The organism is Deinococcus radiopugnans ATCC 19172 (assembly GCF_006335125.1).
Taxonomy (GTDB): domain Bacteria; phylum Deinococcota; class Deinococci; order Deinococcales; family Deinococcaceae; genus Deinococcus; species Deinococcus radiopugnans.
The window spans coordinates 76,002-93,942 of record NZ_VDMO01000012.1 but is presented as its reverse complement, the minus strand read 5'-3'; the positions used below and the strand labels follow the sequence as shown (position 1 = coordinate 93,942).

Genomic DNA, 17,941 nt, shown 5'->3' with positions numbered 1-17,941 from the left:
TCAGCTCCTTTGCCCGTCTTGCAGGGCCGTTAGGGCCGCTTCCCGGAGAAGGGGGGCACTGGGGGCATTTCCAGCCTTGATCTCGGCGTTCACGATCACGACGTCCCCGTTCCGGCGGAAGTAAAAGTAGATACGGGTACTCCCTTTCGCGCCTCCCCTGGCGTGCGACTTCAGTTCCCAGATGGGCAGCCCCTGCAGCTTCTGGGCGTAGCTGCTGCGGTGGCCGTGCTCGAACAGGTCACTCAGCATCGTGATGGCGGTGTTCACGGCGTCTTGCTGCCCCGTGTCCGCCATCGCCAGCAGGTCGTCCAGGATGGCCGCTCGCCGGGCATTGGGACGGCGGTACAGGACGAACGGCACCCGTTTAGCATACGCTAAACGCTAGACTCTGTTAGTATGTCCATCACGACCCTAGTCAAGTCCATCCAAGACATCATGCGCAAAGATGTCGGCGTAGACGGCGATGCCCAGCGCATCAGCCAGCTCGCCTGGTTGCTATTTTTAAAGATTCTCGACGACAAAGAGCAGGAGTGGGAGTTCGAGGGCGATTACAAATCCCCCATTCCTGACAGGTTCCGCTGGTCGAACTGGGCCAAGGATTCCGAGGGCATCACCGGGGACACCCTGATGAACTTCGTGAACACTGAGCTGTTCCCGGCCCTCAAGGCGCTGCAGCAGGTGCCAACGCCGCAGGCCCAGGTGATCGCGGGCGTCTTCGGTGACGCCTACAACTACATGAAGTCCGGCCATCTGCTGCGCCAGGTCATCAATGTCATTGAGGCGGACCTGGACCTCAACCGCTCCAGCGACCGCCACCTGTTCAACGACATCTACGAGAAGATCCTCTCGGATCTGCAATCGGCAGGCAACGCGGGTGAATACTACACGCCCCGCGCCCTGACGCAGTTCGTGGTGGACATGCTTGATCCCCGGTTGGGCGAGAGCGTGCTGGACCCGGCGTGCGGCACTGGCGGCTTCCTGATCTGCACGGTGGAACGCCTCAAGCCGCAGGCCCAGACGACGGACGACCTCAGACTGATCGAGGGCAACCTGCACGGCGTCGAGAAAAAGCCGTTGCCGCACATGCTGGCCGTGACCAACATGATGCTGCACGGCATTGAGACGCCCAGCGAGATCCGGCGCGACAACACCCTGACCCGCCCCCTGCGCGACTACGGGCAGGCCGAGGAACTCGACATCATCGTCGCCAACCCGCCCTTCGGCGGCATGGAAGAGAACGGCATCGAGCAGAACTTCCCCGCCAAGTACCGCACCCGCGAGACCGCCGACTTGTTCATGGCGCTGATCATGACCCGCCTGAAGCCGGGAGGCCGCGCCGGGGTGGTGCTGCCCGACGGCTTCCTGTTCGGCGAGGGCGTCAAGACCACCATCAAGGAAGAGTTGCTCCAGGACTTCAACCTGCACACCGTGGTCCGCTTGCCTAAAGGCGTGTTCGCGCCGTACACCAGCATCAACACCAACGTGCTGTTCTTCGAGAGGGGCAGCCCGACAGAAGACATCTGGTTCTTCGAGCATCCCTATCCGGAGGGCTACAAGTCCTACAGCAAGTCCAGGCCGCTGACCATCGGCGAGTTCGATCTGGAGAAGGACTGGTGGGGCAGCCTGCGGGGACGCGAGGGACGCGAGGAGACCCGCCACGCCTGGAAGGTGGCCGCCGACGAAGTGCGCGCCCGGAACTACAACCTGGACGTCAAGAACCCGCATCAGGACGAGGTGATCCACGCCGATCCCGCCGAGCTGCTGGCGGAGTACCGCGAGCTGAACGCCCAGGTGCGGGCCGCGCAGGACACTCTGAAGGATGAGCTGCTGGCCGCGCTGGAGCGCACCGCATGAGCCAGCCCACAGCGCTGGCCGCTCACTTCGACGAAGCCTTCAGCGCCCCGGACGGCCTGAAACGCCTGCGCGAGCTGATCCTGACCCTCGCCATGCAGGGCAAGCTGGTGGAACAGGACCCCGCCGAGGGCACCGCCGACGACCTGCTGAAAGAGATTGAGGCTGAGAAAAAGCGCCTGGTGGCCGAGGGCAAGATCAAGCCGCCCAAGCCCCTGCCCGCGATTGAGCCGGAAGAAATGCCGTATGGGCTGCCGGAGGGGTGGCGGTGGGTGCGATTGGGAGATGTAGGCCTGATTGGTTCGAGCAGCCGCGTTCACCAGCGCGATTGGAAGTCTTCGGGAATTCCCTTTTATCGTGCGCGAGAAATAGTCAGTTTAAGTCAACGTGGTTATGTCAAAAACGAACTCTTTATTTCTGAAGAACTGTTCGCAGTGCTCTCTAAAGACGGTCTATCTCCAGAGCCTGGTGATCTAATGCTAACTGGCGTGGGAACCATAGGTGTTCCCTATATAGTACATCCTGAGGATAAATTCTATTTTAAAGATGCTAGCGTTTTAATATACAAGAATTTCTATAAATTATATCCTTCTTACCTTAAGTATTTCGCAAAATCGGCGTATTGGTTACAAACTATTCATGCTGAGAGTATGGGGACCACAGTGCACACACTGACTATTGGAAGAGCCAATGAAGTATGTGTTCCCCTCCCCCCTCTCCCCGAGCAGCGCCGCATCGTCGCCCGGATTGAGCAGCTCATGACCCGCTGCGACGAGCTGGAGGCTCTGCGCGCCCAGCGGGAGCAGAAGCGCGTGCAGGTGCAGAGCGCCATCCTGCGCGAGATCACGGCGGACACCGATCCTGCCACCTTTCAGCAGAACTGGCAGTTTCTGGCCCACCACTTTGGCGAACTGCATGCCACACCGCAGAACGTGGCCGAGTTGCGGAGCGCGGTATTGCAACTGGCTGTGATGGGCAAGCTGGTGCCGCAAGACCCGACAGAGGGAACAGCGCGGGAGCTGCTGGCCGAGATTGAGGGGGAGAAACGCCGTTTAGTGGCCGCTGGGGAAATCAAAGCGCCCAAGCCCCTGCCGCCAGTTAGCGAGGCCGAGCAGCCGTATCAGGTGCCGGAGGGGTGGGCATGGGTGCGTGCTGGACGAATTACGCAGTTGATTACTTCTGGGTCACGCGACTGGTCTCAATATCTTGCTGACTCTGGTGCAACCTTTGTGACTATGGGTAATCTTTCGCGCGGCAATTACAAATTACGCCTCGAAAAAATTAGATATGTTAATCCTCCCAAAAATGCTGAAGGGGCGCGGACTATTCTTAAGAAAGATGATTTAATTATATCAATCACGGGTGATGTTGGAAATCTTGGGCTGATACCGGATGAATTTGGAGAGGCCTATATAAATCAGCATTCTTGTATTTTTAGGGTTTTACCCTCTCTTAGAAATAGATATTATGCAGAGTACATGCGTTCTCCTGTGGCAAAAGAGCAATTTAATGCACCACAGCGAGGAATCAAGAACAGTTTCCGTTTGACGGATGTGGAAGAGATGTTGTTTCCCCTTCCCCCCCTCGCCGAGCAGCGCCGCGTCGTCGCCAAGATTGACCAGCTCATAGGCCTATGCGACGTGCTGGAAGCGCGGCTGACGGAGCGCACCGCCAAGCAGGGCGAGCTGCTGCGGGCGGTCATGGCCGAACTCGCGCCCACGCTGTCCGCCGGACGGCCCGCCACGACGTCAGGGGTACGGGTGCAGGCCCCGGCTGGCGCAGACGCCCCCAGGGGACGCGGACGGCCATGCAAGGCGGCACAGGAGGCCGCAGAGGCGACGGCGCAACCCGTGACCGAGCGCCGGGGCCGGGGCAGGCCGCGCAAGGACGGCAGCCGCCCGGCGCGCAGCATCCCCGAGGCGGCGAGCATGGAAGACGCGATTCGGCGGCTGGAAGCTATGAAGCGGAACAAAGACCGGGGTATGAACGGGCTGTTTGAGGAGTAGGAGGGGAACCACCCAGAGAAGGGGAGTAGGACTTGGCCAAGCCCTACTCCCCTCCCCCCTAGCAGCAACAGCGTTGATGCGGCCCGCCCGCCCGGGGACGCGGCATATGCGGCAACGGCGCGCTGGGCTGGCGCGTATCCTTTGCTATGTCCCTGGAGCTGACGATCTGGGTGGATGGCAAGGCCGTCCCTTGCAAACTTCTGAGGTGGGACCCTCTGCGGGACACGGCCCGGGTGCTGCTGGAGCAAGCCGAGATGAACGTGCCGCTCTCGGGGAGTCTGCCGTTTTCCACTTGGGCCTGCCAGGAAATTACCGCCAGGCCCCAGATGCTGAGCGTGCAGCAGGCCCGGACCCTGCTCAAGGCGTGCCAGGGCGTCACGTTGAGCCAGGAGGCCCAGGCCTGGGTCAGGACCGCCTATCCCAGGATGCTGGCCGTCCTGGAAACGTATGTGGGCACTCAGCCGCCCCCACTGGCAGCCGGCGCGCCTACGCCGCCCGTGGTCAAGACCCAGCAGCCAAAGAAGAAAAAGAAAAAAACACAGAAATCAGCTCGCCCTCACGTTGTTCCGGCGATCCCAGTGACCCCGGCGACTCCAGCCAAGACGCCCTACCAGATGAGGCAGCTCGCCGAACAGAAGAGGCGGGCGGATCGGCAGGCTGCTGACCGCCGGGTAGAGGAGCACATACGCCGGGTGGAACAGCGCGAATATGAGCGACAGGTGGCCGCCGCCAGACGTCGGCGCGAAGAGGTGAGACGTAGCGAACAGGAGCGCAGGCAGCGGCAAGGCCTGGCAGCCGCCCGGCACCAGGGGGAGCGCGCGGCAGCCCAGGCGCGGGAGGCCGCGCGCCTGGTGCAAGCCCGCCTCGACAGAGAGAATGACCCTCGCATCGGCGTCGGGGGAGTTGAGAACGCTTTGAAACTGCGGCTCCCCAGTCATCTGGGCGAGGGGCTGCTGCAATGCTGGCTGCCCCAGCGCAACGAGCTTCAGTTGCATTCAGCCAGCGGAACGGTCTTCGTCCCCATTCCCCAATTGCTGCGCGACAACCCACAGCTCTGCAAATTTTTGCTCAACCACCTGGGGAGCTTGGAGAACGGGCCTCTTTTGGGAATGCTTCTCGGCTGCCTTCGCAGTCAGCACCTGACCACCACCCCCGAAGTCTTGGATCTTCTGGAACAACTCAACGTGCACACCGCCGCACTTCATGCGACGTATAGTGCGGAAATCCAGCAACAGCTGATGTGGCGGCGGCAGCGGTGTGCCGCCAACTACGGCTATGGCCCAGCAGTAAACAAAGAGGGAACGGCAGAGGCCATCGAAGCGCTTCTCAAGAAGACGCCGAAGCAAGATGCGCCCCACGCGCAGATTGGTGTGGAAGTCTACCGGACACATGAGTGGAATAAGGACACGACCGTAGATGAGCAGGGCCGAGTCAGGGGAGTCATCAACTTCAACCCATTCGAGTACAAATAGGCGGCTTCCCCACCCGCGTCGGCGCGATCTGCTTTAAGGCGTCCAGCAGCCCACAATTCCGCAATCCATTACCACCAGGGCACGGGGCGTGCTGATCTTCGTGCCCATCCTGCGCTCGTGCTTGACGTCGTGCAGCACGCGGGCCATCAGATGCGCCACGTCCTTGATTCAGTCCTGACCCTGGTCATAGGCCCGCAGCGGTTGCCAGATCAGTCACGCCCAGAGGCGTCCTCGAAGCTGGCCGCCAGCCGCTAAGCCGTCGCCTCCACCACTTCACCCCGGTGGCTCCTCGACAGGCCCGCGAGGGTGGGCAGGGTAAGAATGGCGTCCATAACGCTCTTTGAGGCGAATGCAACAGTCAGTGTAACGTCTGAGTTGATGCCGAAAAAGCAGCTAACACCCAGGCTTCCAGCTCTTGGTGTTCTGCCGCTTCCAGTCCTTTAACTGACTGTTGCACTCACGTTTGAGAGCGTGATGGGCCAGATTTTTCAGCCCGTGCCTGGGCTGCGTCAGGCTTTAGGGATCACTTCAAGATCCGCACGCCCTCCGGGAACCTCCTCACGGCTGGCTTTGCCCTGTCCCCGCGCTGGGAGCCTCTCCCTGGCCCGTGTCAGGGCGGTGGCGGCTTCCGGGCCTTGTGAGCCCGCTGACGCTCCTCCGTGCGGGTTTCTGATGGCCACTCAGTGGAAACGCCGCTTCTGGTTTGGAGGCACTTATTAAAATGCTGATTCAGCCTTGAAATAGCTGTGTCAGACGTACGTAGGGGTAACGACAAGATCGATACTGGTGGCGAAGTCAGAATTATCCAACTAACGCGGCAAATCTAGAGATACGTGTCGTTTCTCTGGGTCTTCCGGTCAACCAAGCCACCAGGCGCTCCACATTGATCGCTGCTGCGAGACAGCCCGCTTGAAGTTGAGTCTTCCGTTCACCACGGTACCGAGCCTGACGGAGGCCATAGGCCCTGACTCCCTGTGAAATCGTCCCCTCAATTCCGGCGCGGCGGTGATAGCGGGTCAGCCACGGTTGACCGTGCTGGGCAGTGCGCTGTGCATGTCTGGCCTCAAATAATTCCTGAGGCATCAGGGTCAGTTCGCGAGCGTGGCCACTGACGTTGCGAGTGCAGCGCTGACGTACGGGGCAGTGCAGGCAGTCTCGGCGCGCGAAGCGCACCGAGATCACGGTTCGTTTCGGACGTTCCCTGACCAGCCATTTGCGTGAGACATGACCCTGTGGACAGGTCACTGCCCTGGCTTCCCAGTCGATCTGAAAAGCCTCCGTAGAGAACGCATCTGGTTCTCGGCTTTGCCAGTGTGGGTCAGCCCGGATCGGCCCAATCACTTCAGTCCCCTCAGGATTTGTGCTGGTGATCAGCGACGCCGTGCTGACATAGGCTGAATCGACGAAATGCTCGGCTGGCGTAACCTGTTTTTGACTCAACGCGGTGTGGACGGGTGTCATCGCGTCAATGTCTGCCTGGAATGCGGGGACGGTGTGGACGTGCGTGATCAGGTGCGGCAGTTCGTCGTCGCACGTCTCCGTGAGGTGCACCTTATAGCCGTGCCACCGTCGATTCTTTTTCTGCGCGAACCGCGCCCCTGGGTCATATGGGGAGTTGAAGCGCTCGTAGTGCGGTCCCAACTCTTCAGGATCTCGCAGCCGGACACCGTCCGGCTGGCGCTCAAAGTGATGGTGCCACGCCGCACGCAAAAGGTGAATGGCAGGGAGCGACCGAAGCTGAACGAGGTCCTCGTCCTGTTCCAGGGCGTCGAGGAGACGAAAGCCATCCTGACCCACTTGCTGAAGATAGACCATCCGGTTTGCCTTGCTTTTGGGCAGTCGGAACTCTTCCATGCGCCGCCCATACCGTTCAAACCACGCCTCGGGTACCCAGGGCTTCAGCCATAAGGGATCGACCGTTGCCAGCGCGTTGAGGGCCGCCCGGAGGGTCTCGGCAAGATGTTCGTGACGCGTCAGCACACGAACGCTGGTCAACACATGGGTGGAGTCCGTGCGTTGTTTTCCGCGTGACTTCAACAGGCCGCTCTCCCGGAACCGGGAGAGCATCTGATCCAGCAACAACAGTTCCACATTGCCATTCACCAGCCGGGTTCGGAACTCACTGAGCACCGTATGGTCAAAGCCAGAATCATCCAGGTCCAGACTCAGCGCGTATTTCCAGTCCAACCTGCCCCGAACGGCATCCGCAGCACCCCGGTCGCTGAGTTGTTCCAGGAATTGATAGACGGTGATCAGTGCCAATCGCCACGGAGACCAGGCGGGCTGGCCGTGGCGCGGAAACAGGGCCGCGAAGTCCTGATCCTGATACAGCGCGCCGAACTCGTCGTGCAGCCGCATGATCGTGTTGCCTTTTGGGAATGAGGCACGCGCGACCCGGGCAGTTTCTTCGGGGATGTCACCCCACGGTTGAGGATGCAGGCTCATGGCCTAGTGTGCGCTTCCCTTGCCGCATACAGCGATCACTCTAATTTTGCCGTGCCAGTTGAATAATTCTGACTTCGCCACCAGTATCGATCTTGTCGTTACCCCAGCTTGGCCTTGCAGGCCGCTCTGCACGTCCAGGCCCAGAACACAGGCATGCCGAGCCGCTCGAATGAACTCGAATGGAATAGAAATAAGCGCTGCCGTGATTCGGATCAGTCCACATTTGCAGTTCGCTTGAGCAGCAGGCGGCCCGCCAACGGCAGCACCAGGGCGGTGGCGGCCACCACCAGGGCCGGGTACAGCCCAAAAGCCGCGTAGAAATCCCAATGACCGAGTTTGGGCCAAAGAAAGGACAGAAACGATCCAGTCAGCGCTACTGAAGAAATGATGAGAGAACCCAGAGCGCGTCCGGTGCGGGCAAATCCCATGATGGCCACCACCCCGGTCACGATGGCGGCCAGCAGCCACAGGCTCACCAGACCAATCTGAACCAGGCTCAGCGTCACTGCCCACCGCCCAGACCGGCAATCACGATCATGGGGGCCGTTGATTTCACCGACGCCACCCGGAGGATGCTCTGGGTGTTCTCCGGCATCTTGAATGTCGCGCCGAGGCCGCCGAGTAGGGTCTGGGCCAGCGAGGCCGCCGAGGGGCCGCTCAGGGTGTGGCCGTCGCCAAGGTTGATGGTGGTGCCGCTTCCCCCCTTGAGCGCAGCGGCAGCAGCGTTCTGAACGTAGGTGTTGAGCGCGTTGGCGCTGTTCTGCGCTGCGTCCAGGGCCAGGGTGGGGGCGAAGACTTCGACGGCGGCGGGAATCCCCTGGGTCAACCCATTGCCGTCACGGGCGTAAGCCAGCGCGTCAACCTGATGGATGTTCCCGTCCGGCGCGATGTAGCGCCGAAACAGAATGTCCACCCGCGCAAGAGCGGCATTGACCGTCGCCACCCCCACGAAGGAGCCACCCTCAGCAGTCACGGCCACCACCGGCACGGAACCGCCATTGGGCGTGCGAATGCCAGTCAGCAGGGTGGCCGCAATCTGTTGCAACGGCGTGAACGGCCCGGTTGCCCCAATCTTCGAGGCTGGGTTGGCGGTGTCCGAACCGAAGGGGGTTTCCGTTCCCGTTGACGTGGAGGTAGGCGGTGGGGTTACGGCGGAGGTGGGCTGATCTGCCGGCCCCGCCTGGGGTTTGCGCTCATAGACCATGCCGCGAGCGAAGGCCGTGGGGCTGGAGGCGGCGGACCCAGTGACCGTGGTGCCTGGAGGGTCTTGAGGGGCAGCTTCCTCCGAAGCAGCGCTAGGCAGTGATCTGAAGTCGCCCCCGAAGGGCGTGGTCGCCTCGGCGCTGTCCGGTGGAGCCGGAGCGGGGGCTGCCGGGGTGTCACTGCCAGCAACGTTCAGCGGTGGGGGAAGGGCAGGCGCGGGCGCCTTGAGGACCACTGGAGAGGGTATCGGGGTGATCGGGACAGGTGCAGTCGTCCCGACCGGACTGGGAGATGCTGGAGGCTTCTGGGCTGTTGGAGCGCTCAGGCGGGGCGTGGTCACGGGAGGCGCTGGCCTGCTCGAGGGTGGAGTGGCGCTTGGCCCCGCTTCAGGGGGCCGCGCGGCAACCACCGAATCGCCCCCAAAAGGCAGCACCTCTGGCGGTTCAGAGGAGGGCGCATACAACAAGTTTTGGGGGGCCACAGTGCTGGGGGAAGTCGCCCCGCGTTGAGGCTGAAAACCAGAGGTCGTGCGGGCTGTATCGGCCACCGGTTGAAAGTCGGCGGACCTGACGGGAGCCACCGGCACGCTGGGCGGTGGAGGCGGATTCTGAGTGGTGGTCAGCGCCTTGGGCCTGGCCGGGGTGGTGGCCGAAGGGCTCTTTGCCGCTGGGGAGAGGGGAGCAGCCACAGTCTTGTTGGCACGGACCTGGCGGAGCTGCTCACGCGAACGCTCCAGCGCCTCTTTGCTGGCCGGGTCCGTGACGGGTGTGGGAGACGCGTCCGGCAAGGTGCTGGGAGCCGCTGTGGTGGCAACGAGGGCAGATTTCCCGTCGAGTTTCGGCAGCGCATAGATGGCGGTCAACAGGCCGCCCAGGGCCAGCAGGCCCAGCATGCCGTAGACCGGCGCTTTCTGTTTGTCCAGCACCCAGCGGCCGTCAGGGGTCTGACGCATCAACAGCACGCGCCGGGTGTCGCGGCTGCGTTCCCGGCGGCGGGCGGCGGCGGAGGACGGCAGGTCCAGGCCACGCCGCAGGCGCCGGGTTTCCTGAACTAGCTCACGGGCCAGCGCCGGATTCCTGGCATTGAGCTTGGCCAGAAACGGTGCAAACTCCTGGCTGTCCGGTTCCGGCACCCCGGCGAAACCTTCGGCCTGGACGCCCTCCAGAAAACGGTCTTTGAGGGCCTGCCAGGACACTCCCTGCGTCTCCCCGGTGGCTGTGGATTCAGGAGTTGGAGATGGGGTGGCCGCAGCAACGCCCTGGGGGTCCGCAGACGACTGTTTTTCCATACCCATACCCTAGCAAAGATTATAAATATTTATGTTAATATTCACAGGTCGAACGCCGCCAGGCGTGGACGGCCATCCGCAGGAGGAAACAGTATGGAGAAACGGAACATCCAGAAGGCCGCGTTCATGACGCTGGTGTTGATGGTGATGGGAAGCGCGTGGGCCGCCCCTGGAGCGGTCAACGTCGGCAGCGATCCCGTTGGCGTCTTCAGGAACATCGGCTGCTGGATCGTGGGCATTCTCTCCAGCCCCGCCCTGGTGGCGGTGGCCGGCGCCATTTTGCTGCTGACCTTCGGTTGGGGGAAGTTGGCCGGGGAGATGAATGCGTTCACCAATTTCAAGAACGGCGTGATCGGGGCCGTGATCGTGCTGTCGGCGGCGGCCATCAGCACCGCCCTGTTCGGCGCGGGCTGCGCAGCACCGACGGGAGGATAAGCCCATGACCTCGCATGGTTAAAGCGGCCACGGGCGAAGCCAACCCGCTGCGCCACCGGTGTTACATGACCAGGGGCCGCTTCGGGTTTATTTCGTACATCGACTTCTCGGACCTCATCGTGCTGGGCGCGGTGTTCTACTTCTCGACCATGCTCAGCGCCAAGCTGTTTGTCAGTCCAGCTCCCAAACTGCTGCTGTGCCTGGCACTGCTGCTGGCCGCCTGGTTCATCAATTTTGGCGTTAAGCGGCTGCTGCTGCCGTATCCGGGTGTGGTGGAACATTTTATCAACTGGTGGTTCAGCGGCGTGGACAGCCTGGAGCCCGATGTGGACGAGCGGCCCGTGCCGCTGCTGGTGACCCGTGAGATGCAGGTGGGCCACGCCATCGGCCGGGCTGCCGGTCTGGTCCGAACCCAGCGCCCAACACCCCGGTCAACAAGGAGGGAGCGCCGTGTTCGCAAAGAGGCGAAAAAAGTCCGCTAGCGGGCCATTGGGAAGCCTGCCCATTGCCAGAGCCTTTGGGTACTGGGACGTGCATGACCACATCATGTTCTTGCAAGACGGGCGGCAGCTGTACGGCGTCTACTTCGAGCCGCCCAGCCACCTCCACTACACGGCGGACGATCTGCTGCGGCGGCAAAGCACCCTGGCGACCGTGTTTGACCTGGTCGTGCCCGACGGTGAGACATTGACGACCTACACCAGCCTGCGGGGGGCGCTGGACGAGGATCTGGCCGATACCCGGCGCTATGCCCAGACCTGCACCGATCCGGCGCTGCGCGAGCTGACCGAGGCCCGCGCCGACCTGCTGGAACAAAAAATCCTGGCCGGTGAAGTCAGCCACTGGCGCTTCTTTCTGACGGTGACGGTGACGCCCCCCGCCGACGCGCGCTTCGAGGTGGGGTCCACCCCGGCCGTCCAGGAGGTGACGCGCGCCGCAGAGCAGGCCCAGGGCCTTCAAAGTGCGGCGGTGGCCCAGCTCAGTGCCGCCGGGTTCGCGGCCCGGCCCATGACCGGGCAGGACGTGTACGCGGAGTGCTTTTACTGGCTCAATCCCGGCTGGCCCCAGGCCCCGCAGTTCATCCCGCAGGGAGAACGTGAACTTCACAGCCTGCGCCGGGGCCGCCCGGACCACCTGACCTTTTTGCGCCAGGTGGGCGCCACCGTTATGGACAATACAGAGTCAGGCGGCCCCATCGTGGGCGACCGCTTCGTGGCCGTGATCTCGCTGGGCCGCCTGCCGGAATACACCGAGACGGGCTACCTCGCGGCGCTGACCGACACCCTCTCGGGCACGTATTACGTGGTGGTGCAGGCCACCCGCGAGAACGATTACGACGTGTCCAACGAGCTGGAAAAGAAGAAGGGGGACCTGTGGCTGCGCGTGAAAGCGCCCGGTGTCGTTCCCAACGGCAGGGCCACCAACCTGCTCGCCGAGGTGGAGGCCGCCCAGCAGCTCGACGGCTACGAGTCCCGCTTCGTGGCGGGCGTCTCGGTGGTGTTGATTGCGGGCAGCCCCCAGGAGTTGGAGCGCATGAAACGCCAGGCGCGCGGCAACATGGCGCGGTTGCGCGCCGGCGTCCCCATCGATTACGGCTACCAGTCCATCGCCCAGTACCGCGCCCTCGCGCCGTTTGCGGGCGGCCTGAGCAAGTTCCAGTTTCAGCCGTACACCAGTAGCGTCGTTGACCTGTTTCCCCCGGTGGCCCCGTGGAAGGGGTTTGACGAGGGGGCCATCACGTTTCAGGGCCGCGACAGGTCACTGATCAAATTTGATCTGTGGACACCCCGGACCAGGACGGCGCACTGGGCGGTCTTTGCGCCCACCGGGTCAGGCAAGACGGTGTTGGCGCTGAGCGTGCTGAGCGCCCACCTCACCAAGTATGACGACGCCATTCTGGTGGTCACCGATGCCAAGGAGGATTTCCGCTACTTCTTTAAAACCCTGCGTGACAGTCAGATCATTGATTTCGGCTATAAATCGGGCAACCAGCTCAACATTTTCGACTTGGCAGAGGGTGAAACCGAACCCGACGGCACGAAACTCTCGGCCATTCTCTCGTTTGTCCGGCTCTTTGTCAGCGAACCCGCCGATCCAAAGGAGGCCGATTACGAGGACGTGGCAATGACCGAGGCGACGATGGCGGTCTACCACAAGTTCAAGAACCGGGGCCGCTGGCCGCAGCTGAGCGATCTGGAGGCCATGTTGGGGACCATCGAAAATTACACCGACAGCGGGAAGAACATGCCCGCCGTTGTGATCGGGGCGGCGCGCAGCGTGGGCATCCGCCTGAGAAAGGCCCTGGGTGCAAGTCCGGTGGCGCCGTTTGTGGACTGTCAGTCCAACGTCAACCTCCATGCCCGGCGCATCTACCTCAACACCTCTGGGATCCCGGAGGGCGACACGCTGATGCGCCGCGTGGCCCACCACATCGTCAAGAGCGTGATGTGGAACCGGGCCAAGCACTCCGCGCGGGCCACGCCCAAATTCTTCTTTATCGACGAATTCGAGAACCAGATCCAGAGTCCGCGCGAGCTGGGCGATATCAAGGACATGCTGCGGGTGTTTCGGAGCTTCGGGGTCAGCCTGGGCATCGGCACGCAAGACGCGCAGGCCTCGCAGCATTTCGGCGGCCTGATGGACAGCTTCAACCACCTGTTCATCGGCGGCTATTCCAGGAAGGTGGTGGAGGGTGATGAGCGGACCCCCGGCGTGGTGGACGCCCTGAGCCTGCCGCCGGTCATGAAGGAGAAATTGCCTGAACTCCGGGCCGTGCCCGGCCAGTACGCCGAGTTTGCCCTGCTGGTCAACCTGGGCGGCGGCGAGGGGCGGGTGGGCGACATCGTGCAGGTGGAAGAGAGCAAGCTCGCGCTGTGGCTCTTCGCCAGCGGCAAGGATGAGGTGGCAAAAAAGGACGCTTACATCGCCGAGAACCACGGCAACGTCATGGACGGGGTGCGCCAGCTGGTCCATGACCTCTACGGAGCGGGCCGGTGAGGGCCAGGGCGTTGGGTCTGACCCTGCTGCTGACGGCGGCGGCCCCTGCCCAGGCGGCCGGGTGGGATGACCTGGGAGGGCTGCTCCAGCAGGCGTGTTCGGCGGGTGGCGTGGCCGGCGTCGCCGTCAACACCGGTGAAACCCTGAAATGGGTGTGTCAGCTCCGGTCCATGCACGCCTTTATCAGCAATAACATCATCAATGGTGACTGGCAGGGCTTTGCCAGGGACGTGGTGGGCCAGTACGCGGGCGAATTTCTCGGCCAGCTCGGCGAGTATCTGGGGGTGGGGCAACTCAACGCCTATACGGAGAAGCTGAACGAGGCCTTGCAGGGCAACTACACTGGGTTCCGCAGCGCTATGTACGGCGCGGTGAACGACATCATGAAGGCCCGGCAAGACGTCAACACGCCCTTTCCCAAGGACACGGCCGGCGGCATCGCGGCCACCGCGATCCACAGCAATCCCAATCTGGCGCTTAGCAACCGCCTGGCCCGGCTGCAAGACGCGATGGACGCGGCAGACGGCCTGGAGAAGGCCTTCAAGGCCAAGAAGACCCAGGACGAAGCCACCAGAGCGCTGGAAGCGAACACGGCGGGCGCGCTGTCCAATGCCACGGGTGTGATTGGGATTCCTGGGGTGGGGACGGGTGTGGCCGACCGCCTGGCGGGCGACGCCGCTACAGCCCTGAGCGCCCGTGAGGTGGCTGAAATTCAGGTGCGGCTGGGCGCGGAACAGCTCAAGCAGGACGCCACCATGAGCGTGGCGCTGCTCAACCAGCTCAGCGAGGTGGTGCAGCAACAGGTGATGACCAACACCCACCTCTTGATGGAGCGCAACCAGCGCGAGGAGGAGATGGTGTCCCAGGAAGAGCAGCTCAACCGCGAGGTGGAGGCGCTGGCGCAGGAAAACGTGGACGCCGCCGTCGAGAACGGCCAGAACATCACTGGCGCGTATGCCAATGCCGCGTCGGTGTTCAAGACGGGGGAGCCGCTCGATTTCGCAGGGGCCGCGCCGTGAAGACCCTGCTGGCTTTGATGGCGCTGTTCTGGGTCGGCTCGTTTGCCGGGGCGGCCACCGACGTGGAGGCCGAAATCACCCAGACCCACCAGCAGGTTCAGGCGTATGTGGACCGGACGGTGGGCACCTTCGAGTCCTACCAGCAGTACACCCTGGGCGATCCGGTCGCCAAACTGATGGAGGTGGCGGTGGCGGCCAAACGGGCCGGGCTGCCGGCCATGATGATGTCGCTGGCCACCATCATTGCGATGGTGGGCTTTTTCGTCCGGGGCTGGGCCATTTTGACCACGGGCGATGCGGTGGGCAAGCGGGGCGTCCTGGTGCAGGCGGTGGTGGTGGCCGTGCTGCTCAGCCTCTCGTTCAACAATCCCCTCAACAAGAGCGTCAGCTACGGCGCGCTTCAAAGCTGGAACAACGCCCTGCACTGGTCCAACGCCAAGTTCACCGGCGCGATGGACGCCAAACTCGCCGAATCGAGCAAGATTATGGTGGGCCTGCTGGGCAAGGTGGCCGTCACCGCCACCACCCTGGCCGCGCCGGAACTACGCGCGGTGGGGGCCGCGTCCGGCAAGGCGGCGGTGGGCAGCGCCGTCAAGGGCGTGGCGAAAAAAGCGGGCGGCTATATGTCCCGGATCGCCGCCAAGCTCAACTTCTCGTTGCTGTTCATGCAGGGCCTGGTGGTGGCCTACGCCCAGATCATCTACATTTCCGGCATCGCGGTGCTGGTGGGGGTCTACCTGTTCCCGGTGGCCGCCGCGCTGACGCTGTGGGGGCAGACCCGCCCCATCTGGATGATCGTCGGCAGCTTCCTGTCGGCCTGGGCCATCGCCATGATCCTGCCGCTGGTCACGTACCTGAGCATCGACAAGGTGTTCGTGGAGCCGGCGCGGATGGCCGCCGTGTACAGCGACAAGATCGACACGGCGGTCAGGACGGCGGGGCTGCAATCGTCCATCGTGGGCGAAACCTTTGACCGCGAACTGGACCGCAGCGTCTCGGAGTGCAAGGCCAGGCAGGAGGCCGATCCCAACGTGTCCTGCGTCAGCGATTCCAACCAGGGCATGCTCAAGTCGCTGTACGCGGCGGTGAAGGGGGCGGTGATGCCAGGGCTGGACATCCTGACCGGCGTGGTGAGCGACCTGCTCAAAACCATCGGCTCGGCGGTGATCCAGATTTTCTGGGGGGCGGTGTTCTACCTGTTCGCCATCCTGGCTATTTTTGCCACCGCCGCCTTGATCACCAATGTCCTGGGCGGTGCGGCCACCAACTTGGGGAACGCCATCAAGGGCCGGGTGACCCAGTGAAAGCGCTGCTGACCCTGAGCCTTGCCAGTGCCGGCCTGGCCGGGGCGTCGGGCTACGGCACCCTGATCGACGCCATTGAGAAGGCCCAGTTCCGGGTGATCGTGTATGCCCCCAGCATTTACGACCAGGAGCTGGCCGAGTCCCTGAGACGGGCGCGGCTCGATCCCATTCGCAAAGTGAGCGTGCGGATCTTGTCGGTGCCCTTTTACAACTTTCAGCCCAAGAGTTTCATGCTGTCCCTGGCGCTGGCCGGGGTTCCCGTCTACGAGGCGCAGATTCCCTCGCTCGGCGGCGTGGTGATCGTGGACAACGGGGGGTGGACCGGCCCCGCCCTGGGCAAAGACATGAATGCCAGCGTCGCGGCGATGTCGCTCCAGGAGATCAACACCTCCCTGAAATGGTTCGAGCGCACCATCCCATCCGCCCAGGTGCTGACTCAGGTTGAAGCCTATGAACGGCTCAAAAAGGTGACCCCATGACCCTCCTCCTGTTGAACGACGCTAAACGGACGCCTGAGCCTGTCGCCGCCGAGAGGGGCCGCTCTCGTTGGCCGAGCAGCGCCTATACTGTGGGCCTGCTGCTCCTCAACCTTGCCGCGCTGAGCCTGGCGTTCTTCGATGCCAAGGGAGTGGTGGTGCTGGTCCTGAGCTTGATGTACACCGCCCACCTGCGGCTGCTGCTGACCTCGCGCGCCGAGCAGCGCCGAACGAACGCGCTGCTCGAAGAGTGGTTGGACCCCGCGCCTGCTCTACCCCAGGAGGAGCGCCCATGCAAAACCTGAGCCTGGGCGAGTTGGCGCCGGAGCCTGGGCGAACCCTGGTGCGCCGGACGGTTACGCTGCGCCGCATCGAGGCGGGGGAGGTCACCCAGATCGAGTTGCTGGACGAGTATGGCGGTGGGGAACCGGCCCAGGATCAGGGCGCCGCTCCGCCGCCGATTGAGGAGCCGTGAGCGTGCCGGGCGATCAGGTGCTGGAGCGGGTTCAGGCCGACTATGACCGCCTGCTGAACATCCTGCCCACGGATATTGGGGCCAAATTGCGCCCGGTCATCCATGAGGCCGAGGAGGCGAAGCTGCGGTTTGGAAGACCTTTGAAGATCAAGCATCACGGTCAGTGGCAGCGCTACGACGATCTGGTGGTCACTCAGCTGCACCTGACCGAATTTCGCTCCAATTTCGACGGCATCCGGGACGACAACCGCGCCGGGATTGACGGAACCGGCCACCGGATCAGCCGTATTCCCAGCGCCGACGGTCAGGGAACCGACGGCTTCAACCTGCGAATTGCGCGGTTCTACGGGGGCGTGGCCGACGTGCTGCGGCCCTACCTGCACGCGAGTCCGTCCATGCTGATCTGCGGCCTGGCGGGCAAGGGCAAAAGCACGGTGCTGCGCGACGTGGCGCGCATCATTGCCGAGAAGTACGACGCCAACGTCACCATCGTGGACACCTCCAACGAGGTGGCCGGGGATGGGCGCGTGCCGCATCCCGGCATCGGGGAAGCCGACCGCTATTTCGTTCCGGTCAAAGCCCAGCAGCATGAGGTCATGCTGGAAGTGATTGCCAACAACAGCGCCCATATCGTGGTGATCGATGAGGTCCAGACCGAAGTTGAGGCCGAGGCGATCCGTTCACTCAGTGTCAAAGCGGTCTTCACGGCCACCACCCATGGCAGTGATCTGGTCAAGATTATTCAGAATGGCCCCCTCCAGGCGCTGTTTCATCCGGAACCGGTGTTCAGGTGGGCCTTGATGATTCCCGAACTGGGGCACTATCACCTCTACGATCTGGCACAGGCGGTCAGGGCCGTGAACGCGGGCTGTCCGCTGGAAGCCCTGGCACGGTTTTACGCCAAGGTGGAGGGCGGAGCCACGCCGTCGGGGGCGGCCCAGACCGTGAGCGAGGCCGTGTGACGATGTTC

At 63.0% G+C, this 17,941-nt stretch carries 16 protein-coding genes; 12 read left to right on the top strand and 4 right to left on the bottom strand.

Annotated features, from left to right (window positions below; all coding sequences use genetic code 11):
• Window positions 1-360 carry a type II toxin-antitoxin system RelE/ParE family toxin gene (locus tag FHR04_RS12405; protein WP_139403722.1) on the bottom strand — a complete coding sequence of 120 codons (360 nt, stop codon included), beginning with the start codon at window positions 358-360 and terminating at the stop codon, window positions 1-3.
• A gap of 36 nt (window positions 361-396) precedes the next feature.
• Here FHR04_RS12405 and FHR04_RS12400 point away from each other — a divergent pair, with 36 nt between their 5' ends.
• From FHR04_RS12400 to FHR04_RS12390, 3 genes are all read left to right on the top strand, one after another.
• Window positions 397-1,854 (top strand): type I restriction-modification system subunit M, encoded by a 1,458-nt coding sequence (locus FHR04_RS12400; protein WP_139403721.1) that lies wholly within the window; start codon window positions 397-399, stop codon window positions 1,852-1,854.
• A complete protein-coding gene (locus tag FHR04_RS12395) occupies window positions 1,851-3,857 on the top strand; it encodes a restriction endonuclease subunit S (protein ID WP_139403720.1) in 2,007 nt (668 codons plus the stop codon). The genes FHR04_RS12400 and FHR04_RS12395 overlap by 4 nt, the downstream gene beginning before the upstream one ends.
• A gap of 146 nt (window positions 3,858-4,003) precedes the next feature.
• Window positions 4,004-5,329, top strand: a complete 1,326-nt coding sequence (locus tag FHR04_RS12390; RefSeq protein ID WP_139403719.1) for a hypothetical protein — start codon at window positions 4,004-4,006, stop codon at window positions 5,327-5,329.
• An 801-nt stretch (window positions 5,330-6,130) separates the two neighbouring features.
• Here the strand turns inward: FHR04_RS12390 and FHR04_RS12385 are convergent.
• The 3 genes from FHR04_RS12385 to FHR04_RS12375 form a co-directional block, all read right to left on the bottom strand.
• Window positions 6,131-7,774 (bottom strand): IS1182 family transposase, encoded by a 1,644-nt coding sequence (locus tag FHR04_RS12385; protein WP_139403718.1) that lies wholly within the window; start codon window positions 7,772-7,774, stop codon window positions 6,131-6,133.
• A gap of 212 nt (window positions 7,775-7,986) precedes the next feature.
• Window positions 7,987-8,280, bottom strand: coding sequence for a hypothetical protein (locus tag FHR04_RS12380; RefSeq protein ID WP_139403717.1), 294 nt, complete (start codon window positions 8,278-8,280; stop codon window positions 7,987-7,989).
• Window positions 8,277-10,172, bottom strand: a complete 1,896-nt coding sequence (locus FHR04_RS12375; RefSeq protein ID WP_139403716.1) for a TraB/TrbI/VirB10 family type IV secretion system protein — start codon at window positions 10,170-10,172, stop codon at window positions 8,277-8,279. The genes FHR04_RS12380 and FHR04_RS12375 overlap by 4 nt, the downstream gene beginning before the upstream one ends.
• 186 nt (window positions 10,173-10,358) lie before the next feature.
• Between FHR04_RS12375 and FHR04_RS12370 the strand changes: the two genes are divergently transcribed.
• From FHR04_RS12370 to FHR04_RS12330, 9 genes are read left to right on the top strand one after another with little or no spacing between them, the layout of a single operon-like run.
• Window positions 10,359-10,700, top strand: coding sequence for a hypothetical protein (locus FHR04_RS12370; protein ID WP_139403715.1), 342 nt, complete (start codon window positions 10,359-10,361; stop codon window positions 10,698-10,700).
• A 14-nt stretch (window positions 10,701-10,714) separates the two neighbouring features.
• Window positions 10,715-11,182 (top strand): hypothetical protein, encoded by a 468-nt coding sequence (locus FHR04_RS12365; RefSeq protein WP_139403714.1) that lies wholly within the window; start codon window positions 10,715-10,717, stop codon window positions 11,180-11,182.
• A 7-nt stretch (window positions 11,183-11,189) separates the two neighbouring features.
• Window positions 11,190-13,697, top strand: a complete 2,508-nt coding sequence (locus FHR04_RS12360) for a TraC family protein (protein WP_139403713.1) — start codon at window positions 11,190-11,192, stop codon at window positions 13,695-13,697.
• Window positions 13,694-14,716, top strand: a complete 1,023-nt coding sequence (locus FHR04_RS12355; protein ID WP_139403712.1) for a hypothetical protein — start codon at window positions 13,694-13,696, stop codon at window positions 14,714-14,716. Before FHR04_RS12360 ends, FHR04_RS12355 begins: the two co-directional genes overlap by 4 nt.
• Window positions 14,713-16,020, top strand: a complete 1,308-nt coding sequence (locus tag FHR04_RS12350; RefSeq protein ID WP_139403711.1) for a hypothetical protein — start codon at window positions 14,713-14,715, stop codon at window positions 16,018-16,020. The genes FHR04_RS12355 and FHR04_RS12350 overlap by 4 nt, the downstream gene beginning before the upstream one ends.
• The gene (locus tag FHR04_RS12345) at window positions 16,017-16,499 is read left to right on the top strand and encodes a phospholipase D-like domain-containing protein (RefSeq protein WP_139403710.1); all 483 of its coding nucleotides are present in this window, start codon (window positions 16,017-16,019) and stop codon (window positions 16,497-16,499) included. The genes FHR04_RS12350 and FHR04_RS12345 overlap by 4 nt, the downstream gene beginning before the upstream one ends.
• Window positions 16,496-16,801, top strand: a complete 306-nt coding sequence (locus tag FHR04_RS12340; protein WP_139403709.1) for a hypothetical protein — start codon at window positions 16,496-16,498, stop codon at window positions 16,799-16,801. Before FHR04_RS12345 ends, FHR04_RS12340 begins: the two co-directional genes overlap by 4 nt.
• Window positions 16,789-16,971, top strand: coding sequence for a hypothetical protein (locus FHR04_RS12335; protein ID WP_139403708.1), 183 nt, complete (start codon window positions 16,789-16,791; stop codon window positions 16,969-16,971). Before FHR04_RS12340 ends, FHR04_RS12335 begins: the two co-directional genes overlap by 13 nt.
• Window positions 16,968-17,933, top strand: coding sequence for a P-loop NTPase family protein (locus tag FHR04_RS12330; RefSeq protein ID WP_139403707.1), 966 nt, complete (start codon window positions 16,968-16,970; stop codon window positions 17,931-17,933). The genes FHR04_RS12335 and FHR04_RS12330 overlap by 4 nt, the downstream gene beginning before the upstream one ends.
• The last annotated feature ends 8 nt before the right edge of the window (window positions 17,934-17,941 follow it).